The 16,396-nt window shown below is 68.4% G+C and carries 10 protein-coding genes; 5 read left to right on the top strand and 5 right to left on the bottom strand.

The genetic code is table 11. The annotated features are described in order from the left end of the window. Positions 1-9: 9 nt before the first annotated feature. From KEG57_RS37890 to KEG57_RS37880, 3 genes are all read right to left on the bottom strand, one after another. On the bottom strand, positions 10-3,477 hold the full coding sequence (locus KEG57_RS37890) for an ATP-binding protein (RefSeq protein WP_272459407.1): 3,468 nt from the start codon (positions 3,475-3,477) through the stop codon (positions 10-12). Positions 3,478-3,528: 51 nt separating this feature from the next. Continuing rightward, complete coding sequence (locus KEG57_RS37885) at positions 3,529-4,122, bottom strand: glutathione S-transferase family protein (RefSeq protein WP_272425477.1); 594 nt, start codon at positions 4,120-4,122, stop codon at positions 3,529-3,531. 152 nt (positions 4,123-4,274) lie between these two features. After that, the gene (locus KEG57_RS37880; protein WP_272425476.1) at positions 4,275-5,423 is read right to left on the bottom strand and encodes an iron-containing redox enzyme family protein; all 1,149 of its coding nucleotides are present in this window, start codon (positions 5,421-5,423) and stop codon (positions 4,275-4,277) included. A 425-nt stretch (positions 5,424-5,848) separates the two neighbouring features. On the opposite strand from KEG57_RS37880, the gene KEG57_RS37875 reads away from it, so the two are divergent. Then, positions 5,849-9,820 (top strand): protein kinase domain-containing protein, encoded by a 3,972-nt coding sequence (locus KEG57_RS37875; protein ID WP_272425475.1) that lies wholly within the window; start codon positions 5,849-5,851, stop codon positions 9,818-9,820. Here KEG57_RS37875 and KEG57_RS37870 read toward each other — a convergent pair. After that, on the bottom strand, positions 9,810-12,596 hold the full coding sequence (locus KEG57_RS37870; RefSeq protein ID WP_272425474.1) for a DUF4215 domain-containing protein: 2,787 nt from the start codon (positions 12,594-12,596) through the stop codon (positions 9,810-9,812). The two genes, KEG57_RS37875 and KEG57_RS37870, sit on opposite strands and share 11 nt — an antisense overlap. A 194-nt stretch (positions 12,597-12,790) precedes the next feature. Here KEG57_RS37870 and nth point away from each other — a divergent pair, with 194 nt between their 5' ends. Beyond that, complete coding sequence (gene nth / locus KEG57_RS37865) at positions 12,791-13,579, top strand: endonuclease III (protein WP_272425473.1); 789 nt, start codon at positions 12,791-12,793, stop codon at positions 13,577-13,579. 6 nt (positions 13,580-13,585) lie between these two features. Here nth and KEG57_RS37860 read toward each other — a convergent pair whose 3' ends face one another. Beyond that, positions 13,586-14,266: a hypothetical protein gene (locus KEG57_RS37860; RefSeq protein ID WP_272425472.1), complete on the bottom strand. Its 681-nt coding sequence runs from the start codon at positions 14,264-14,266 to the stop codon at positions 13,586-13,588. Between KEG57_RS37860 and KEG57_RS37855 the strand changes: the two genes are divergently transcribed. The 3 genes from KEG57_RS37855 (at position 14,265) to KEG57_RS37845 (ending at position 16,396) form a co-directional block, all read left to right on the top strand. Continuing rightward, positions 14,265-14,582, top strand: coding sequence for a hypothetical protein (locus KEG57_RS37855; RefSeq protein WP_272425471.1), 318 nt, complete (start codon positions 14,265-14,267; stop codon positions 14,580-14,582). The genes KEG57_RS37860 and KEG57_RS37855 overlap by 2 nt on opposite strands. A gap of 4 nt (positions 14,583-14,586) precedes the next feature. Continuing rightward, complete coding sequence (locus KEG57_RS37850) at positions 14,587-15,063, top strand: DUF2243 domain-containing protein (protein ID WP_272425470.1); 477 nt, start codon at positions 14,587-14,589, stop codon at positions 15,061-15,063. 79 nt (positions 15,064-15,142) lie between these two features. Next, positions 15,143-16,396 carry a hypothetical protein gene (locus tag KEG57_RS37845; RefSeq protein WP_272425469.1) on the top strand — a complete coding sequence of 418 codons (1,254 nt, stop codon included), beginning with the start codon at positions 15,143-15,145 and terminating at the stop codon, positions 16,394-16,396.

Raw genomic sequence — 16,396 nt, 5'->3', positions numbered from 1 at the left:
CGTCGCGCGTCAGCCGTCGGGGGCCATGTGGAACATCGGGATCACGACCGTAGAGCGCGCGCCGAAGTCCCCACGCTCGACCGCGAGGTATCCGCCGAGTTCTCGGCAAACCGAGGCCACGTCCTCCATCGACACGACATCCATCGTGTCGTCCGTGTCCGTCACCTCGAACCCCACCCATGGCGCGTCGCCGAGACGCCCCTCGCGCCCCTGTCGGACCCGGAACGCGACGCTCCCGGGGCGCGGTCGCAAGGCCCGCCCGCCGAAGACGCGGAGCAGGAGCCAGCGCACCTTCGATTCGTCGCTCTCCATGAACCCGAGCTCCTCGGGTTGCTCGATTCGCAGCGCGTCGCGTGTCCGCTCGAAGGCGGGCGCCACGGCCAGCACCACCTCGGCGACGAGCGCGCCGAGCGCGAACGGCACGACCACGACCGGCCGCCCGCGCGCTTCCGTCTCGCTCTCCGTGATCACCTCGTGGAGCAGCAGATCCGCGTGCTCCTGGCGCACGCGCTCGCCGAGCGCGTCCGTGCCCCAGCGCGAATACGCGTCGAGCGCGCCGTGCACATGGATCCGCGCGCGCGCCTCGTCGCCCCGGTCGCGGAAAAACGCCGCGGCCCTCTCGCGGGCAACGGCGACGTGAGGCGTGAGCCGCGCCGCCTCGGCCGCCTCGACGGCACGTTCATAGAGCGGGCCCGCCGCGGCGTGATCCCCCGCGATGCGCGCGCGCTCGGCGGCGAGGAGGAGGTCCTTGTGGGCGAAGTTCGCGGGACAGGCGCGCGCCCAGCCGGCGATGTGCGCGGCGTTTCGCCCGAAGGTCGCGTACGGCTCGTCCGAGGAGCTCACCCCCTCGGCGCAGAGGCGCGCGGCCGCGAGGCAGGTCAGGTACACGGCGTCGGTGGCGAAGTAAAACCACGCCCCCGCCCCGCCTTCGCCGGCGATCACGAGCACGTCCTCGTCGTCGCCGTTCAGGAAGGCCAGCGTGATGCGCGCGGCCCGGTACCACGAGAGCGCGAAATGCACGCCTCGCTCGCGCAAGGAGGCGACGAACGTGTCCTCGTCGAAGCCGTCCCCGGAGAGCGAACGCACGTCGATCGTGCGCCCCGCGAGCGCCGCGAGGATGCGCCGCACCAGCGTCTGGACCGCGATCGACGAGGCGACCTTGGTCCGCTCCATCAATGCGAGGAGCCGCTCGGCCTCCTCGTCGACGTCCTTCAGGGGATCGCCGAGCGCGAGGCGCAAGAGCACGATGTGACTGCACGCGTAGGACAGATAAATGTAATCGCCGGTCGCGAGCCCCGTGCGGTAGGCTTTCCGGAGATATCCGAGCACGTCGGGGATGGGCTCGAGGAAATGGGCGTACGAGCCGTACACGAAATTCAATCGGCAAGGCTCGCCCGCGCTGCCGCGCCGCTCGTCGAGCCGTAGCGCGAGCTTGCCGAACGCGCCCGCCTCGGCATAACGACCGAGCGACGTGGCGAGGTGCATGCCGTAGAGCATGTACCCATAAATCGACTCGTCGGCGTGCCCGTGTTCGAGCGAGATGTTCGCCTGGATCGCCGCGCAGAGGCTGAAGAGCGCGGGCCGAACCAGGTTCGCCGGCGCGAGCAGGTTCGTGAGGATCTCGAGCTTGGCGCGTTTGTCCGGGTCTTCGAGCGGCGCGCCCTCCGCCAGCACGGAAAGCCCGCGTGCCGCGAGCCGCTCGCGCACCCGGGCGTGTTCCTTCTCCGCGAGGATCTTCGCGGCCGCCTCGTCCCGCGGGATGTCGAGGCCGAGCTCTGCGAGGGCGTCGAGCCCCACCTCGATGGCAGAGGCCGCGCGCCCGCGCGTCGTGCGGACGGCCATGCGGACCCGGCATACGGCGGCCTTTTCGGTGCTCGTTCGTGGCGGGACCGGCAAGGCGACGAGCAGCGCCTCGGCCTCGTCGAGTTGTCCTCGCAGATACACGCATTCGGCTCGGCTGAGGTGGAGCGCGAAAAGGAGCGTCGGATCGTCCCCGGAGAGGGCGAGCGCCGCGCCCGTCGCATAATAACGTGCCGCCGCGTCGTACGCCGTCCGCGCCTTGGCACGCGCGCCGGCCGCGAGGTCGAGCCGGGCGAGCTCGTCACGCTCGGCCGCACAGGTGATGAGCGAGGCGCCGGCGTTCAGGTGCTCGACGAATTCGAAGAGTTTTTCGTCGATGACGCCGCGTGCGCGCGCGTCGGCGTACAGACGACGCCCGACGAGGAGCCGGATTCGCGGCAGATCGTCCTCGCCGATGAGCTCGTAGGCGGCTTGTCGCACGCGGTCGTGCAGGAATCGGAACGGAATGGGCGCGCCGTCCGCAGCGCTGATCCGCCTGCGTGGATCGGCGGGCATGACGAGATTTTTCCCCTGCGCCTGCGCAAGGGCCGCGAGGGCATCGGCCGCCGTGGTGCCGCGCGCCGCCGCGAGATCGTTCACGTCGAAGAGCGCGCCGATGCACGCGGCGATCTGCAACGTGGCCTGTGTCTCGGCCGGGAGCTTGCGCATTTCCCGGACGATCAGGGCGACCTCGTCCTCGGGGAGCGGGGCCGTCCGGATCTGCGCGAGATCCCAGGCGAGCGCGTCGGCGGCCGCGCCCTCCGCGATGAACCCCTCCTGCACGAGGAACCGGAGGAACTCCCGCACGAAAAACGGATTTCCGCGGGTGCGCCGGTGCACCTCGGCCGCGAGCGCCTGGATCTCGGGCCCCACGGAGGCATCGAGCGCGTCGGCGATCATCGCCTCCAGGTGCTCGGGCCCGAGGGGCGGGAGATCGATCTCCTCGAGGCGCGTGCCGCGCTGCCGGAGCGCGACCTTCGCCGCGGTGACCGGGTGCTCCGGGCCTACTTCCTGATCGCGGTACGCCCCGATCAGCAGGGTGTTTCGAATGCTGGGATCACCCGCGACGGCCAGAAGGAAGCGGAGCGAGGCGTCGTCGGCCCATTGCAGGTCGTCGAGGAACAGGACGAGTGGGTGCTCAGGGCACGCGAAGACCGAAAGGAACCTGAGGAGCGCATGCTCCAGCCGGGCCTGCGAATCCGCCGAGCTCGCCGAGGACGACGTCGCCGCGGACGACCGCGAGGATGGCGCTCCGATCATCGAGCGCGCGCTCGGAAGCGTCTCGACGAGGATGGCCGTGCCCTCGCCGAGCGCCTCGTACAGGCGCTCTTGCCATTCGGCCGTATCGCCCCCCTCGCCGTCGCCGAGCACGCGCTGCGCCAGATCGTCGAGCGCGCGCAGAAGCGTGGCGAACGGGACGGTGCGGTTGTACTGGTCGAATTTGCCGGCGACGAGGTGGCCGCGCCGGGCGGCGAGCGAGGCGCCGAGCTCCTCGACGAGCGTCGATTTTCCCGCGCCTGCCCAGCCCGAGACGAGCACGATCTCGCTCGCCCCGGTGGCGGCGCGCTCGAAGGCCCGGAGCAAGGCCCAGACCTCGGCCTCGCGCCCATACCGCTTGTCGGGTAGCTGGAACCTCACGCGTCGCTCACCGCTCCCGCAAAAGCTTGGCCCCGAGCACGTCGATTCGAATCAAAGACCCGGCATGGGCACGTATCCAGGCAGCGCGCGGACACGTTCGACCCAGGCAATGACGTTGCGGTAATCGTCGAGCTGTACCTTGCCCTCCCGGACGAGGCCGACGTACGGGAAGACAGCGATATCGGCGATGGTCGGCCGATCGTGCTCGAGCCAGGCGCGTTTGGCGAGGTGGGCGTCGAGGACGTCGAGGGCCGCGCGGCTCCGGTCCTGGGCGAGGCCGAGATCGAGCTGGACGCCGAGGAGGAAATGCAGCCGCGCGAGGAACGGGCCGTGATGGACCTCGTTCGCGGCGAACGAGAGCCACTGCACGACGCGGGCGAGCCCGGCCGCGTCGGAGGGCAGCCACGCCTCGCCCCCGTACTTCCGCGCGAGATAGACCAGGATGGCCTGCGAATCCCGCAGCGTCTCGTCGCCATCGACGAGCACGGGGACCTGGCCGAGCGGGTTCATCGCGAGGAACGAGGGGGTTTTGTGTTCGCCGTTCAGGAGGTCCACCACGATCTCCTCGTGCTCGAGGCGGAGCATCGAGAGCAGGAGGCGCACCTTGTGGCTATTCCCGGACAGCGGATGCGAATAAAGCTTCATATCGGTCGGTATCTTTCCAGCCGAAGCGAATCTTTCCGTGACGTCACGAAAAGCCTCGTGTTCACCCGCGATCCCCTGTGAAACAGCGGACGTCGGGCAAGGGAGGTGCGCTCGTGGCGCGTGCCGGAGTATCGACCGCCGTGCGGGCGCAGTCAAACTACGTGGAGCGCATCGGCGCCGCTGCCGTGCGTCACGGTACGCTCGGCAACGAGGCGCGCGCGCACGGCGTTTCGCACCTCCGCGCGTTGCGCCTCGTTGTCGAGCACGAATTCGACGCAGAAGCCACCATGCTCGCCTGCCGGAGAGCGCACGCGGCCTGGGATCGGGAGCACCGCGTTGAAAAGCCCGTCGATCGATACCTCGATCGTGGCGTCGAGCGGCGGCGGCCGAACCCCGGCGAGCACGAGCCCGAAGGGCCCGAGCGACGTCGCCCTCCCCGCCTGCCACGCGCCGCCCTCGTGCCTCATGCGCACGGGCAGATCGCAATGCCTGCGGCCCGCGTGGAGAGGTGCAACCGGCTCCCGGGCGAAAGCCCCGTCGATCAGCGGGCGAATGCCATCCGTTGCAGACGGGGTGAGAATCTCGGCCGGACACATCGCGTCGAACAACGACCACCACACGTGGACCCCGTAGGCCATCGCGTAAGCAATGCGACGCGCCGACGCTGGATGTTTCCAGCCCTCCTCGCAAAGCGCGAACAGGGAGACGGCGTGTTCGGCGTCGATCTCCGCGTGCAGGCGGTAATGGCGCTGGGCGTCGAGATCGCCCCAGAATCGCTCGTGGATGGTCTGGGCGAGCATCGTCGATATCTTGATGTGCGTATACTCGACGATGCCCGTGGCCGCGGCGCCCATCTCGGCAGGGTTCACGAGGCAGAAATCGAGGAGCGACTGGTAAGCGACGGCGACGCGGATCGGGCACTCCCGCGCCGCCTCCGCCACGTCGAGGCCAATGGCGCGCAGGTACCCCGCGAACGTGTCGCGGTGCGTGCCCTCGAGGGAACCGTGCCCGTGCTCCTCGACCACGTTTTCATACACGGTGGCGAGGCGCCGCTCCATCGCAGGCACGCGCGCGAGCACGGCCGTCAAGGCACGGGAAAAATGTTCAACGAAGTGCAAATAGGGCGCCTGGCTCCGGCGAAACTCCTCGAGCCTCGTCGTAGGCGCTCGCATCCATGAGAAGTACGGGTGCTTGCCGAAATCGTAGACGCGGCTCAACGCCTCGGCGCCGTCGAGGACCGAGGAACCGGCGGTGATCTCCGAAAGCGTGATGTCGGAAACGCGGTGAAGAAGAATGGGCATGGCGTCGCTCCCCGCCTTTTCCAGCTTCCGATGTGACCTGCGAAAGCTACGAAGAGAAGGAAAACACGGCTTCGACGGAGGGTCAACGACGCATTCGTGCGACGTCGCCTGTACGGTCATTGAATTGTCAGGCCCCGTGCACGAAGCTCCCGGCGAGCGCTCGGACACGCGCGCCTCGAACCCGTCGCTCGCATCACAATACATGCTTCGTACCGCGTCGACGCCTTCGCGGCAGCGCGCGCCGTTCGTCCACGATTTTTGATACCCATAGACGAATCCGTCAGAAATATGACTCCCATGCCATCGAAGAAATGCGATCGGAGCAAAAGAAAATCGCTGACGAACTGGCGTAGGCTGCGGTAATGAGCACATTGCGGGGGCTCGAGATCCATCGTGAACGACGAGATCGACCTATGTCCCCGCCGATGAACGGGTCCCACCATGGGCGCGCGCGCCTCGGCCCGGGGGAGGTCGTCGCGGGCCGTTTCCGCCTCGAAGAGCTCGCCGGAAAGGGCGGGATGGGCGAGGTCTTTCGCGCCCGCGACCTCCACACCGGCGCCCTCGTCGCGCTCAAGCTCCTCTATCCCGCCGAGAACGGCTTCGAGCAGGCCGCCCGCTTCGACCGGGAGGCGCGGCTCCTGTCCCAGCTCGGGCATCCGGGAATCGTCTCGTACCTCGCGCACGGCAAAGCCGAGGACGGCCGACCGTATCTCGTCCTCGAATGGCTCTCCGGCCACGATCTCGGCAAGCGCCTCGCCGAGGGGCCGCTCGACGTGCGTGATTGCGTGACCTTGCTCCTCACGCTGGCGAACGCGCTCGCCGCCGCCCACGCAAAGGGAATCCTCCACCGCGACATCAAGCCGAGCAACCTCTTTCTGCGGGACGGCCGCGTCGATCGCGTCACGCTGCTCGATTTCGGCATTGCGCGCAGCGCCCTTTCCGCCACGGTCCTCACGCGCCCCGGCGCTCTCCTCGGGACGCCCGGCTACATGGCCCCCGAGCAGGCGCGCGGCGAGGAGGATCTCCGGCCGAGCGCGGACGTGTTCGCACTCGGCTGCGTCGCGTTCCACGGTTTGACCGGAAAACCTCCGTTTTTCGCGCCAAGCGCGCTCGTGATGCTCGCCAAGGTCCTCTTCGAAGAGGTGCCCCGCGTCGAGCTGCTCCGGCCCGGCACCCCCCGGGCGCTCTCCGACCTCATCGCGCGGATGCTCGAAAAGGACCCGTCGCGTCGACCGGAAGACGCCGTGGCCCTCCGCGACGAGCTCGTGGCCATGGCCACGCGCCTCGCGGACGACGTCGGCGAGGAGGCTCGACGCGTCGATTTCTCGCCCGCTGCGGCGCTCAGCGGCGACGCTTTGCAATTGCTCTCCGTCGTCGTGGCCATTCCGGGGGAGGAGCCGCCTCCCCGCGGGGAAACGGCTTCCACGCGGGCCGCATGGAGCTCGCTCCGGGAAGCCCTCCGCGCGCGCCTCCTCCGCCTGGGTGCGCGCGTCGAATGGCTGGCGAGCGGCGCCCTCGTCGTCGTCGTCACGCCCGCGCAGAGCGCCGTGGACCTGGCCACGCAGGCGGCGCGTTGCGCGCTCGCCGTGCACGCGGCGTGGCCCACGGCCCGCGTCGCCCTGACCACGGGCCGCGGGGTGATGAAAGAAAAGGTCCTCGTCGGCGAGGCGATCGAGCGCGCCTTTTCGCGGGTAGCGCCCGGCGAAACCCCCCCGGTGGACGGAGAGATGGGCGGCCCTCCCGCGGTATCGCAATCGGGCATTTTCCTGGACGAACTGTCCGCCAAGCTGCTCGAGTCTCGATTCGCCATCACGTTCTCCGGGCAAACGCCGATCCTCTGCGAGGAGCGCGTGATCGAGGTGGACGAATCGCGTCTCCTCATGGGCCGTCCGACCCCATGTGTCGGGCGCGAGCGGGAGCTCGCCCTGCTCGTCGCGGCGATCGAGGGATCCATCGAGCAAGCCGAGCCGGCGGGGGCGCTCGTGGTCGCGCCGCCCGGCATGGGAAAATCCCGCCTGCGGCACGAGCTTTTGCGTCGGCTGCGTGCCCGCCCGCTCGAAATGCTGGTGCTCTTCGGGAGCGGCGCGCCGCTCAGCGCGGGGTCGCCGTATGGGGTGCTCGGCGAGGCCTTGCGTAGGCTTTGCGAGGTCGAGATCGGGGATCCGCCGGATCGAAAAGAAGAGAAGATCCGGCAGCGCGTCGGGCGTCACGTGATGCCCGCGGAGCAGAGACGGGTGAGCGAGTTTCTGGCGACGATGTGCGGCGTCGGCGTGGAGGAGCCGACCGCCCTGCTCCGCGCGGCGTTCCGGGACCCGAAGATCATGAACGAGCAGATCCAGCGGGCCTTTCTGGATCTCCTCACCGCCGAATGCGTCGAACACCCCGTCCTCCTGGTGCTCGAAGATCTCCATTGGGGGGATCCCGCGACCGTGAAGCTCGTCGACGCGGCGCTCGTGGAGCGGCGCGAATTGCCTTTTTTCGTGCTGGCCCTCGCCCGCCCCGAGATCGTCGAAATGTTCCCGAAGCTCTGGCAGGGGCGCATCGTCCACCGCGTCCGACTCGGGGGGCTGCACGACAGCGCCGCGGGCGAGCTCGTCACGGCCGTGCTCGGCCCCGAGGTGCCGGCGGCCTCGGTCAAGCGTGTCGTGGAGCAGGCCGCGGGCAATGCGTTGTTCCTGGAGGAGCTCATCCGCGCGGCCGCCGAGGGCAAAGCGGAAGGGCAGCCCGACACGGTGCTGGCGATGCTCCAGGCGAGGCTCTCGTGCCTCGATCCGGCGTGCCGGCGCGTGCTCTCCGCGGCGAGCGTCTTCGGACGAACGTTTTGGCGCGGGGGGGTGCTCACGCTCCTCGGGCGAGCACGCGAGGCGTCGTCGACGGACGAGCGGCTCTTCGAGCTCGTCGAGGCCGAGGTCCTCCAGCGTCGCACGCAAAGTCGTTTTACCGGTGAAACGGAGTACGAGTTCCGCCACGCGCTCCTGCGCGACGCCGCGTATGGACTCTTGACCGAAGCGGATCGCGTGCTCGGGCATCGACTCTCGTGCGCGTACCTGGAGCAGGTGGGCGAGACGGATCCCATGGTGCTCGCCGAGCATGCGCGTGCAGGCGGAGATCTCGCGCGGGCCGCGGACCATTACCTTCGCGCGGCGCAACAATCGTATCATCAGGACGATCTCGACGGAATGTGGACACGCGCGGAGCGGGGCCTCCAGTGCGGCGCCGCCGGCGAGCTGCGGGGCAAACTCCTCACGCTCGAGCTCGAGGCCTGCGTCTGGCGCCTCGACTGGCAAAACGGAGTTCGGATTGGCAAGGAAGCGCTGGCGCTCTTGTCCGAGGGGAGCGTCGCCTGGAACGAGGCGGCGGCGTCTTACCTGGTGATCGTGGTCAACAGGACCATGCAAAACGAGGTGGACATGCTCGTCCGCGTCCTCGAGGACGTCGATCCTCCGCCGGATGCCGTGGCCTCGTGCCTTTTGCTGCTCGGATCGATCACGGCTGGGCTCGGGATGACGGGGAGTCACGAGCGCGCGGCGCGCCTGCTTTCGCGGCTGGAAGCGCTCTCCCCGCGCCTTCCGGAAGGCGAGCTCCTGGCCGCCGGTCACATCCAGCAGGCCCGGGCGATTTTCGCCTTCTTCATCGAGGGGGATCTCTGGGCGACCCTCACGCGCGCCCGTGCCAGCATCGAGCTGTATACGTCGGCGTGCTCTTCGAATTGGTGGGGCATGAGCGTGTGCCTGTCGAGCGCGGCGCTCGCGGCGCTCGGCGACATCGCCGCGGCGGAGCGAGCGATCGAGGACGTCCTCGGGAGCGCGCTCCGCAGGAACGACGTGTTCCTCGTGTCCACGGCGCGTTTTTATCGAATGCTCGTGCTCGCGAAGCAAAACGCGCCGGATCGGCGGGCGGAGGTCGAGGGACTCGCCAGGCTGCTCATCGAGCAGGGCGCGATGGAAGACACCATCGCCGTGTCGTACGGCGCGCTCGCGCGGGTTTTCCTCGCCGAGGGGCGGGTCGTGGAAGCGCGAGAGGCCGCCGAAAAGGCCCTCGGGCTCATGGACTACGTTCGCGGCTGGCGCCCGTCGATCGAGAGGACGTTGATCCTGGCATTGCTCCGCGAAGGGCGTCCGGAGGAAGCGCGTCGTGTCGCGGACGACGTCGCTCGCTGGATGGAAGCGCGAGGCGGTATGGCGGGGTATGCGGAGATCCCGCTGCGCCTCGCGATCGCCGAGGCGCGCGCCGCGACCGGGGACATGCCGGCCGCCCGAGAGGCGCTCGCGGAGGCGATTCGTAGGCTCGAATGGCGGCTCGAAAGAATCGAGGATCCGGTGATGCGGGCGCTTCACCGCGAGCTCCCGGAGCACGTGCGTCTCCGGGAGCTCGAACGAGAATGGCTCAAAGGCTAGGCATCACGAGAGCCCTGCGGCGGCGCGCAGTGATGAGGCCGAGCGCGCAGAGGGCGACGAAGGCGAGCCCCGGGGGGCCGTCGGTCGCTCCGGGCGCCGTCCGGCAGCCGCAGCCGCCTTCGTCCGTCGGTCCGCCGCTGCCGCCGACGCCGCCGCTTCCGCCAGCGCCACCGCTTCCGCCAGCACCGCCAACGCCGCCGCTTCCGCCAGCGCCACCGCTTCCGCCGACGCCGCCGCTTCCGCCAGCGCCACCGCTTCCGCCAGCACCGCCAGCACCGCCAACGCCACCACTGCCGCCAGCGCCGCCGCTTCCGCCAGCACCGCCAGCACCGCCCTGCCCTTCCGTCGCGCAGACCGCGCTGCAGCCGTCCCCGTCCGTCGTATTGGCGTCGTCGCACTCCTCGACGCCCATCTGGACAAACCCGTCACCGCAGCTCGCCACCTTGCAGCTCGCGAGGCACGTGTCCTCGTTCGACACATTGCCGTCGTCGCAGTCCTCGACGCCCATCTGGACGAAACCGTCGCCGCACGTGGCAAGCGCGCACGTCGACGTGCACGCGTCCGTATCGATCGCGTTCCCGTCGTCGCATGCCTCGACGCCGATCTGCAAGTATGCATCCCCGCAGCTCGCGGCCACGCACGTCACGAGGCATGCGTCCTCGTTCGACGCATTGCCATCATCGCAGACCTCGGGGCCATTCGTGAGGGCGTCGCCGCAGCGCGGCCCCGGGCCCGAGCAGTCGGCGTTGCACTTGCCGTATTGCCCGTTCATGGCCGCCCCGTCGTCGCAGGCCTCGCCGAGGCCGACGAGCCCGTCGCCGCACACCGACGGCGGCGTGTACTCGTAGGCGCCCATGTCGAACGCGGGGCCATTGACGAGATCCCCGTCGAGCGGGCGCGGGTTGCCGTCGAGATCCTTGTCCGGCGCGTCCATCGCGTAGCCCTTGTCGATGCACGGGCTGAAGCTCTGGAGCCGCAGGTCCGCCGGCGCCGCGACATAAAACGGGTTCGCGTTGAGGACGCCCACGCCGGCCGTCACGTTGGAATAGTTCGTCGTGTTGTTCCAGACGTCCGAGTGCGTGAGCGTCACCGAGGCGGTGCTGAAGCCCTGGCGCCACACACCAAAGACGTTGTTCGTCACGATCGTGTTCGTGATGTCCGTGAACACCTTCTCCGACACGTCGATCGAGATGCCCGTGCCTCCGTTCTGATGGATCGTCAGGTTCCGGATCTTGAGAATCGTCGTGAATTCGGGGGTGTTGAGGACCTTCACCCCCTCGAGCTCATTGTTCCGGAGCACCGCATTCGAGAGCGAGAGCGAGCCGGCGCCGGCGAAGTAGTAGACGCCGTAACGATTCCCGTGGGATGTGAATCCTTCGAGCGTGTGCGCGCCTTTTTCGATGCTCACGCCGAAGAACGACCGCGTGATCACGAGCCCACGCACGTCGTGGGTCGCCTGCTCGCGGAGCATCACGCCCGTCCATTGATTGACGCCCGCGGCCGTCGACGTCAGCGTCACTGGCTGCGTCTTTGTGCCCTTCGAGACCAGGTTGCCGTGGAGATAGAGGGCGCATTTTGGCGTGCTCTGATCCGCCATCGCGTCGGTCGGCGTGAACTGAAGGGTCACGCCTGCCTCGAGCGTCAGGGTCACGCCCGGCGTCACGGTCAGATCACCCGTCGCCGTGTACGGCGAGCCCGCGAGGGTCAGGGTCGTGTCGGTCCAGAGATATCCGAGCAGCCCGTTCGTCGGGTCCCCCGTGAAAGGCAGCGCGCCGATGTCCTGGCCCATGTCCCCGTAGAAGCGGCTCGGCGAGTTCGAGGTGAGCCGGAGGTTCGTCGGCGCCGAGACATAGAGCGGATTGACGGACGTGACGTGATCGGACGCCGTGGTGTTTTGCCAGTTGGCCGTCGTATTCGACCACCCGTTCACGTAGGACATCGAGAGGCTCGTCGTCCCGCCCGCGGCATTACGATAGAGGCCGATCTTGTTGTTCGTGAAGATCGTGTTCTTCACGACCGCGCTCGCCGTGGCGCCCGCCGGGGCGGACACGGTCACGCCGTTGTTGGTGTTCTGGTGAATCGTCGCCTGGTTGATCGTCACGTTCGCCGTCGCGATGCCGGACGACGACACGTTCACGCCGTCGAGGGTGTTCGATTGAATCTCCGTGCCCGTGATCGAGACGTTCACGGTCCCGGTCGTGGGCGCCACGGAGACGCCGTGCCCCTGGCTCTGGCGAATCAACGCATTCGTGATCGAGCCGCCGCCCGAGCCCGTGAAGAGCACGCCGGCGGTGGTGTTGTTCTGCGTGACGAAGTCGTTCAACGTCACGGTGCCCGCGCTGATCCGGAAGCCGTAGAGCGAGTTCTGGACCGTGAGCTTCGTCGTATGGAGCGCGGCCGTGACGACGTCGACGACGACGCCGTAAAAGGTCGCCGGCGATCGAAACAGCACGGGGCTCGCCGCTGTCCCCTTCACGTCGAGCGTGCCGCGCACCGTCATCTCGACCTTCGTCGGGTCGAGCCCGGAGCTTTGCGCGTCGGTCCCGGCAAACTCGACCTCGACGCCCGCCTCGACCGTGAGCTTCGTGCCAGCCGGGATGATGATGTCGCCCTGCACGATGTAAGGGCTACCGGCCAGGGTCCAGGTCTGATTGATGACGTTGCCGCCCGAAATGGTCGTGGCGGCACGGGCCTCGCGTGGCCCGAATGCCAGGAGCACGATCGCCCAGACAAAAGCGATCCAGGGGGCACCGAGCCCCATCCGACGTTTCGACATGAATGACTCCTCAACGAACGTTTTCGGCCGGCGCACGGAGGCTCCCTCCCCCCGGTGCTCGGCAGGCGGCGCACCCTACAGGAGTCGCTCCAGCCCATCAATGGGCCGCGGCACGCCTCCCGGTCGTACAATGTCCGAGGTCGCCCGAGCGCCGAACGCGTGCGCGAGGCTCGTCGTTTGCATCACGCTCCGACGTGGGCAAACCCAGGCGCGTCGGGGTGAAGCAGGGCGCGGCGGAGCCGGAGGGGCCGCCGCCGTCGGGGATTGTCTCGTCGCCGCTCGGGCAACGGGCCGCGGAGGTCCATGCGCGGCTCGCCCGGGCGATCCCCGCGCCGCGGCTCGAGCTCGATTTTCGCAATCCCTGGGAGCTCCTCGTCGCCACCATTCTCGCGGCGCAGAGCACGGACCGGACGATCAACCTCGTCACGCCCGCCCTTTTTCAGTCGTACCCGACGCCGGCCGCGCTCGGCGCGGCGCCGCAGGACGAGGTCGAGCGGCTCGTCCACGAGACTGGGTTTTTCCGGAACAAGGCCCGCGCGATCCGCGAGGCGAGCCGCAGAATCACCGAGGCGTTCGGCGGCGAGGTCCCGCGCACGCTCGAAGCGCTGATCACCCTGCCCGGCGTGGCGCGCAAGACCGCGAACGTCGTGCTCGCTCATGCCTACCGCATCGCGGAGGGAATCGCGGTCGATAGGCACACGGCGCGGGTCTCGCGCCGGCTCGGGATCACGGAAGAGGAAGATCCAGCGGCGGTGGAGGTCGATCTGTGCCGGTTGTTCCCGACAACCGAATGGATCGATGTGGGCCTCCGCCTGCAGCTCCACGGGCGTTACGTCTGCACGGCGCGGGCGCCCGATTGTCGCCATTGCCCGCTGAACGAGCTTTGCCCGAGCAAGCGCTTTGCTCCCGAGGGCACGATCGACGCGCGCGCGGCGCTCGAAGCGGCACGGATCGCGGCCCAGGGCGAGCCCGAGACGCCGTGACTGGCTTCACTTGCAAGCCGGGCACTCGCAGAGGACGTTCTTGCCCGAGGCCTGGATGCAGGCGAACCCGTCCCCGCAGACGGACTCGGCGCAGGCGCACGAGAGCGGATCCGGTCCGCAAGGATCCGGGGCGCATACGTATTCGGACCCGAAGGCCTGCTTCGTGACGCAGACGTATCCCTCGAGGCACTGGAGCTTGTCGCCGCAGGTCACGGCGCCATTGCACAAGGACGACATGTCGCTGTGCCAGACATTATCGTCGCCGCACGTCACGGTGAACGACGCGCCGCCCGGCGCGCAGGCATAGGTGCACGGCGACGTTTGCCCACACGGACCTCCGAGGCAAGACGTGCCGTCGAGCGGCGGAGACGCGGGGCATGGCACCGGCGGCGGCGCGCACCCGACGGGGAGCTCGACCCAGCTCCCCGCCTCGCACGCGAAGATACCCGGGCAACACTCGCCGTACGAGCACTCCTCACCCGGCGGCACGTCGCACGGCGCGCCCACGGCGGGCTGCTCGGCGGGACACGTGGAATCGGAGCCGCCCGAGCCGCCGGAGCCGCCGGTACCGCCCTGACCGCCGGAGCCGCTGGTGCTCGTCGAGGTTTGATCGACGTCGACCTTCCCGCTGCAAGCCACGAGGACGGGGAGGACGAGGAGAAAAGCGCGAGGATTGGGAAAAAGCATGCGCGCGATCCTACACGAGCTCGTGCGCTCGATGCTCGTTTCTCGCAGCGGATTGGCGGGCACTGCCGTTGCAGCCCCCGCGCGCATGCCAGCGACCGTGGCCCTCGTACTCGCTTGTCTCCTCGGGCTCTGCCCTGCCCTCGCGCTCGCGTGCCCGGACTGCCCGCTCGCGTGGAGGACACGCGCATTCATCCGGGAAGATCCGAATACGTGGGCCCACCTTGCACTTCTGCTCCTCCCTTTCGTGGTCGGCTGGCTCGTGTCGCTCTGGTTTCACAAGCGCGGACCAACCGCGGGAACGGGAAAGGATGGGTGACGTCATGGGACATCGAAAGGACGGGGGCCTCCTCGCGGCGGGCATCCTGCTCGGCGTGGGGCTCGGGGGATTCGTGGACGGCATCGTGTTCCACCAGATCCTCCAATGGCACAACATGCTTTCGTCGCGGCTGCCGCCGACGAATTTGCTCCACATGAAGGTCAACATGTTCTTCGACGGCCTCTTCCACGCGGTCGCGTGGATGACGACCGCGATCGGCCTCGCCTTGCTCTGGCGTGGCTTCAAGAAGGGCACCTTGCCGCGCTCGACGCCGATGTTCGTGGGCGCGATGTCGCTCGGCTGGGGCCTCTTCAATTTCTTCGAGGGCCTCATCGACCATCAGCTCTTCGGGCTCCATCACGTGCGGCCGGGCGAGCGCGAGCTTGCATGGGACATCGCCTTCCTGGTGTCCGGCCTTTTGCTCGGCGGAATCGGGGCGGCGCTCATCCGGAAGGGGCGCGCTACGAACATTGCGACCTGACGAAAACCTTGGCCCAGGCAGCGGTGTGCAAGAAGTTGGGACCTCCACGCGGCCCCCTGTACACTCGCGAGCCGATCCCATGGCATTCAAGAGAATCGCTGCGCAAAAGGCATCGTCCTCCGTCGCGGCGAACTCCAAACCCCCCCATCCGGCGGCGGTGCTCCAGGCGAAGGCGCCCGTCCGGACGGCCGTCCCCGAACGCCCGCCTCATCCGGCCACGGTGGCGCAGGCGAAACCCGCGTTCGGCGCGACCGTCGGGCGCGTGGCGCCTCCACCGCATCCGGCGAAGGGGGGCGGAGGGGGTGGCGCGGTCCAGCGTTACACGCGGGTTGCTCCGGACGCCGAGCAATACCCCGGCAAGAAGCGATGGGGCTTCTTCGCCGACAGCGACACGCCGGACGCCGACTTCTTCGTCCGGCAAGACGAGGTGCACGACAGCTTCTTCAAGGACGAAGGGAAGACCAAGCCGAACCTCGTCACGCAATCCGTGACCGACATCCTCGTCTCCGACAACTGCGATCTCGCCATCGAGGCGACGGGGCCGGGGCAAGAAGCCAAGGTCTTCTTCGCCACGATGGATCGCGTGAAGGAGGCGAACACCGCGCTCAAGGGCAAGATCTCGCTCGTCGCGGGCAACGACTACCTGCACGTGACGCACGGCGGGCGGAACAACAAGCTCTACCGGATCGAGCCGAAGATCAAGGCCACGGGCGTGCAGGGGCTCGCGATCAAGGTGCCGCAGCGGTGCAATGACATGGCCCAGTTCGTCTCCGGCAACCTGAACGTGACCGGCTACTCGGCCCTCGACGAGGGCAACCGGATCGCGCTCGCGCTCCTGGACGAGTTCACCGACCGCACGTGGTCGGACGACTTCGCGGAGCTCAAGCGGCAGGCCAGCCGGGAGCAAAGCAAGCAGAAGGACTACCTCGCCTTCCTCGACGACATCACCACGAACTACAGACTGATCCTCGCAGACCACGGCAACAGCGCCGAATTCAAGAACGAAGTCCAGCGCCTGCATGCAAACCATTACATGGATCCGCCCCTCGGCGCCGCCATCGGCACGGTCAGCCTGGCGACCTCGGCCGAAGTGAAGAACGCGAAGGACGCCCACCAGGACATTTTCGAGTACCACTGGGGCACGGTCGTCGCGAAGAGCGGCACCGATTACGTGACCCTGGAGAACTACGCGCGGTACGAGGGGGACATGAGCAATTGTCCCTTGTATTTCTTCAGGATGCTCGAGATCGGCCCGGGGAAGAACACGTGGCACCTCGCCTCGACGAATGCCGGGTATTTCCTCCCCCCAATCATCTCCTTCACCGCGGCGTAG

The organism is Polyangium jinanense (genome assembly GCF_028435365.1).
This window is presented reverse-complemented; position numbering and strand designations above follow the sequence as displayed.

Bases quoted from the DNA above. Each gene is read 5' to 3' on its own strand.
- KEG57_RS37885 (WP_272425477.1), bottom strand. From the start codon at position 4,122: ATGAAGCTTTATTCGCATCCGCTGTCCGGGAATAGCCACAAGGTGCGC.
- KEG57_RS37880 (WP_272425476.1), bottom strand. From the start codon at position 5,423: ATGCCCATTCTTCTTCACCGCGTTTCCGACATCACGCTTTCGGAGATC.
- KEG57_RS37875 (WP_272425475.1), top strand. From the start codon at position 5,849: ATGAACGGGTCCCACCATGGGCGCGCGCGCCTCGGCCCGGGGGAGGTC.
- KEG57_RS37870 (WP_272425474.1), bottom strand. From the start codon at position 12,596: ATGTCGAAACGTCGGATGGGGCTCGGTGCCCCCTGGATCGCTTTTGTC.
- KEG57_RS37855 (WP_272425471.1), top strand. From the start codon at position 14,265: ATGCGCGCGATCCTACACGAGCTCGTGCGCTCGATGCTCGTTTCTCGC.
- KEG57_RS37860 (WP_272425472.1), bottom strand. From the start codon at position 14,266: ATGCTTTTTCCCAATCCTCGCGCTTTTCTCCTCGTCCTCCCCGTCCTC.
- KEG57_RS37850 (WP_272425470.1), top strand. From the start codon at position 14,587: ATGGGACATCGAAAGGACGGGGGCCTCCTCGCGGCGGGCATCCTGCTC.
- KEG57_RS37845 (WP_272425469.1), top strand. From the start codon at position 15,143: ATGGCATTCAAGAGAATCGCTGCGCAAAAGGCATCGTCCTCCGTCGCG.